Here is a 4,293-nt window from a genome sequence, read left to right on the forward strand (position 1 = left end):
GATTTCCCCCGTCATCATGCCTTTCATTTCACTTTCCTCTTGAATCAATTTCAGGCGGTTATTGGTGCCAGTGTGAGTGAGCATCCAGCGGATAACCGTTTGCATCACAGCCGATGTCCTGACCGCGCTTCTCGATACGCTGTTTAGTCGAGTTATGATGTGAGGCGCACAGTGACTGCCAGTTCTTTTTGTCCCAGAATAAACGCTGCGCCGCTTTGATGGCCGCGCTGTGACGAGTATTCATGGCGTCTTTGAGTTTATGCGGGACTATGTGGTCTACAACGGTGGCGGCGGTTAATCTGCCCTGCTGCCGGCACATCACACACAGGGGGTGGTGTTGCAGGAAAGTCAGCCGGGCTTTATTCCATTTACTGCCATAGATACGGGATGACATGAAATGCCCTCCATAAAGCAAAAAACCACCCGAAGGTGGTTAGTTATCAGATGTTAAACATAGCCTCTTCTGTACATATCAAGAAAATCGGGTACTTGAGACCAAAGGATACAGAAGTAATAGGATGAGACAATAAATACCCCTCCGAGCAAAATGACAATCAGCCAGTGAAGTGACGTGTCATTTTTCTTACCATCTATGAATGTAGCTATTACTCCAATTAATGAGCCTATTACTGCAACCGTCGCTGCAATCGTCATAACAACATAAATAATCAGGACCATTCCCATAACGACCAACTCCCTTTGTTTATTAATCTCATTGAAGTTTTAGTCTACTTAATACTTAGGTTGCTGTCAGTGTCCTAAAACACAGGTAATGCACGATAATCGGACTTTGCTTTTCTGTATGGCGATCACGACTCTGTGAATCAGGATGGCAATACAGGCCGTCTCTCCGGCTGTCACATCACTTCGTCTGCCTACAGCGGATGTTGCTGATAATGACCTGTTATTCTCAGGGGCATGGGTTATTTTTGATTCGGTCAGTACGCTCGATGAAAAGGAGACATGTCATGGCTAATACCGACAGACAGCGATAACCCGGCGCAAAGGGATATCGGTATCGATACACCTGAAGAGGTGCGCACAAAATAGAATAGTTAAAACAAGGAATTAAGTCGTTTTGTCCAGCCCTTGTGTCCAAATAACACATTGAAAGGCAATGGGTTTATGACTTTTGTCCAGCATATAAATTAACCCTAGCCATATCTCTACAGTTGAAATAAAAATGCCGCCAGTTCGTATGCGTAGGGTACGCGGTGAGAACGAAGTGGCAGCATGAGTTATCGGTATTCCTTTAACCACTCAAGGAATGAGTAAAGAAATATTGACTTTAATTTCATGTGTTAATCAATTGTTAAGAATTATTCGCTTGTTGTTACGGCGTGATGGGTTTATCAGGTTCTGTGATGATAACGTTGTAAAAGATGCGGAGAATAACTATGAAAAAATATCTTCTTCTTTGCTTGGTAGCTGTCACGGCACTTTTAGCTTCAATGCAGACTTATGCTACGGCTTGTTCTGTGTTATATCCTGTAGGTAGTGATGACTGGAAGGAATGCACGGCATTATGCCTATTAGACCCTGCTGTAATACTATGTTTGTAATTCTAAAATCAGTAGGACGGCACTCCCACCGTCCTTTCACCCACATTGCGTCCTAACATAAATCCTGCAATCCACTTATTTTTCCGTTGGACCCAAGACGTATTCCTTTCCGTCTATGTTGAAGTGAAGGTGAAATGGAAGCTTAGGAGTGGTGTAATCACCATTACGATACATTGCTAGTATCCTCCTTCTAAAATACTGTCCTTGGTCTATACTTAGATTAATCACGTTGCTCATTTACCTCTCCCACATTCAGTTTTAACGTATTCTTGCAAATATCTCAGTTTTGCCCGGTCGTTGATGATGTCTTCTCGGATATCGAGAACAGCTTGTCCAGTTTCTCTAGGGAGTTCGACGGTGGTTGCATCGCCCACGCTGACGGAGGGAGTGGCTTCAGACACGGGACAACTGGCTTTAATGCGCAGCTTGCGACGACCAGCGGCAACATCAGCCCGAAGAGTGTCAATTTCAGTCTTGGCATTGGCGAGTTCCTGAGTGTGAGCCTTATCTAGCTCTGCAAGGTGTTTGATTTGCTCTTGCTGCTTACCTATGGCAATGACCTGTTTGTCATACTCTAGCTTTAAGCTGGTGTATGCTTCGGCCTTGTCCTGATACTCACTGTAATAGAACCAGAACAAGCCAGAGACAATCACCAGAGCAATTAGGGTGAAGTACTGGCTGTTGAGTTTCATCTCACCGCCTTATTAGGTTCGTGTTGTTTTGCCCTTGCCTGTTTCAGCCAGAACAAGATCAAGAACTAAGTCGGTAGCCTGTCCGATTAAGCCTCTTATCTTGCTTTCATGTTCAGGTCTGACCTTCTTCCATTCATTGAGTCCCGTACCAAACACACTAGCGAGCTGCTTGTCTCTTTTTAACTCAGCACAGGCCTGATTCAGTTCTGCCATCACGTTACGTTTACGGGGATTAACAACGACCCCTTTTGTCCAGTATGCATAAAGTGCATCGTCGCATTCATTTTGATAACGGATAACGTTATCTCTGATTTCAGGTTTAACTTTGTTGGGGCTGATAGTCGCTAACCAGCCAGCAAGTTTACGCAGAGCAAGGCAGACTACATCTCTACGCTGGTTATCCCCGGGAAGCTGCATTGTGATATTCACAACGCAGGTACTAAACCTTTGTTTTATCTTGGTATATTGTGAAGCCCAGTCCATCCCCATCCCTTCAACAATGGGTCTCATTGGCACGTAAGGCTCATTGTTGTATTCCACAACATAAAGTTCATCGTTATAAAAAGGGACTGTAATTGTATGCATCTCGCGTATTCCTATAGAAATAAGAGCCTGCTGACGTAGAAATATCGCCCATGAGAGGTCGCCACCTAGCGATACTTCTCAGGCTCTATTTCGATAAGCTCATGATTGGATTTGGCGCACGTCAGTACACCGATAAAAAGAAGCCCCCGCAAAAGCGAGGCTCAGAATTCAAAGTAGATTTTTTCGAATATCACGTAGGATCTCATGATAAAAACATCTGGCGTTCAGATGCCCTACGCTTAGTCAGACCGTTCATTACCTTACCTGCTGCCTTATTCCATCTCTGAAATTCATCGGCTGCACCTTGGTAGTCGCCGGTATTGAGCTTCTTCAGCAAGGTAGAGCGAGCAAAGTTACCCGCACCGCAATTGAAGATAAACGAGCACAAGGCATCAAACTGTCCCTGAGTCAGTGATACCTTCACGGCGGATTCAAGGGTAAGGTAAATAGGCTGAAGGTCATCATGCAGGAATGCGTCGGCCTGCTGCTCGGTAATGACTTGTCCCGGCTTAACGTCTTTTGTGTGACCGTAGCCAATGGTCCACGGAGTACCACCAGTAGCCGGATCGGGATAGGCTTTCAGTTTCAGGCCTTCATATTGCTTGATGAAGCTCAATCCGTTCTCGCTGATTTTCATCAGATGTTCCCCCGCTGTTGTTCGTCTTCTGCCAGTAGCCTGATAAGCCGGTAACGTTTGTATAAATTAAGGTGATCACAAATCCTTTTATGCTGACGCAGAACTTTCAGAAAACGCATATCAGCTCGCCACCAGTTCCGCAATTTACGCAGCGCCCACCAACGGCGAACCTGATAAAACATTACAACCAGTGGAAATATCTTCACACCGTATATTTCCTTAATCATCTGTGGACACCTGTCAGTCGGTTCCAAAAATACGTAAGGGCGATACTGCCCATTGCCACGCACATGCCTGCGCTGGCGAATGTCATGTATAAGCTCAGCCCCGCCTCCAAACTGATAAAGCCCCCTATCAGTCCGGTAAATCCTGAAACAATGACTTGGGCAAATGCCCCAAACCAACTCCAGCGGGCGTTGCTGGTTTTTATATCAATGATGTAGCGGACTATCCCGCCCCATGCAGAAAGCAGCAAAAGTATCAGCCACTGAGACAGCTCAAAGCTGCTTGGGTCTTTATTTGGCATACGCATATTTCCACCCCATCAGAACAATGGGCGTCCGTGGGGTGAGTCTGTGGTCGCCCCTGTGAGTTGTAGTGAATAGGTTGCCAGCCGCAATAGGAGATACTGAGGTTGTAGGAGTGATTGCGGTGGCAAATTTAGAGTGATTTATTTGCCTTCTAAATCCTTTCTAGATTGGCTTTCTAGTTGCTTATGGACATCTTTATTTATGAGATCAGATGCATAAGAGTAAAAAACCCTCAGAATTACCTTTGATGATAAATACAATATATATATCTGTATTAGATATATAGC

General features: G+C 45.0%; 8 protein-coding genes. 1 reads left to right on the forward strand and 7 read right to left on the reverse strand.

The features are described 5' to 3' along the window. Positions 1–58: 58 nt before the first annotated feature. Together AACX38_RS04870 and AACX38_RS04875 are read right to left on the reverse strand one after the other, a co-directional pair. Positions 59–394 carry an HNH endonuclease gene (locus AACX38_RS04870; protein WP_099121741.1) on the reverse strand — a complete coding sequence of 112 codons (336 nt, stop codon included), beginning with the start codon at positions 392–394 and terminating at the stop codon, positions 59–61. A gap of 53 nt (positions 395–447) precedes the next feature. Beyond that, positions 448–684, reverse strand: coding sequence for a hypothetical protein (locus tag AACX38_RS04875; protein ID WP_228865819.1), 237 nt, complete (start codon positions 682–684; stop codon positions 448–450). Between the two features lie 145 nt (positions 685–829). Here AACX38_RS04875 and AACX38_RS04880 point away from each other — a divergent pair, with 145 nt between their 5' ends. Beyond that, positions 830–976 carry a hypothetical protein gene (locus AACX38_RS04880; RefSeq protein WP_228865820.1) on the forward strand — a complete coding sequence of 49 codons (147 nt, stop codon included), beginning with the start codon at positions 830–832 and terminating at the stop codon, positions 974–976. An 819-nt stretch (positions 977–1,795) separates the two neighbouring features. On the opposite strand, the gene AACX38_RS04885 is transcribed toward AACX38_RS04880, so the two are convergent. From AACX38_RS04885 to AACX38_RS04905, 5 genes are all read right to left on the reverse strand, one after another. Next, positions 1,796–2,254, reverse strand: coding sequence for a lysis protein (locus AACX38_RS04885; RefSeq protein ID WP_228865821.1), 459 nt, complete (start codon positions 2,252–2,254; stop codon positions 1,796–1,798). 12 nt (positions 2,255–2,266) lie between these two features. After that, complete coding sequence (locus AACX38_RS04890) at positions 2,267–2,839, reverse strand: phage antirepressor N-terminal domain-containing protein (RefSeq protein ID WP_228865822.1); 573 nt, start codon at positions 2,837–2,839, stop codon at positions 2,267–2,269. A 202-nt stretch (positions 2,840–3,041) separates the two neighbouring features. After that, a complete protein-coding gene (locus AACX38_RS04895) occupies positions 3,042–3,476 on the reverse strand; it encodes a lysozyme (protein WP_228865823.1) in 435 nt (144 codons plus the stop codon). Next, positions 3,476–3,703: a hypothetical protein gene (locus AACX38_RS04900; RefSeq protein WP_228865824.1), complete on the reverse strand. Its 228-nt coding sequence runs from the start codon at positions 3,701–3,703 to the stop codon at positions 3,476–3,478. The genes AACX38_RS04895 and AACX38_RS04900 overlap by 1 nt, the downstream gene beginning before the upstream one ends. Next, entirely contained in the window at positions 3,700–4,008 is a 309-nt protein-coding gene (locus AACX38_RS04905; RefSeq protein WP_228865825.1) for a phage holin family protein, read from the reverse strand. The genes AACX38_RS04900 and AACX38_RS04905 overlap by 4 nt, the downstream gene beginning before the upstream one ends. Positions 4,009–4,293 lie beyond the last annotated feature (285 nt).

Source organism: Xenorhabdus sp. PB30.3, assembly GCF_963895965.1.
GTDB lineage: Bacteria > Pseudomonadota > Gammaproteobacteria > Enterobacterales > Enterobacteriaceae > Xenorhabdus > Xenorhabdus stockiae.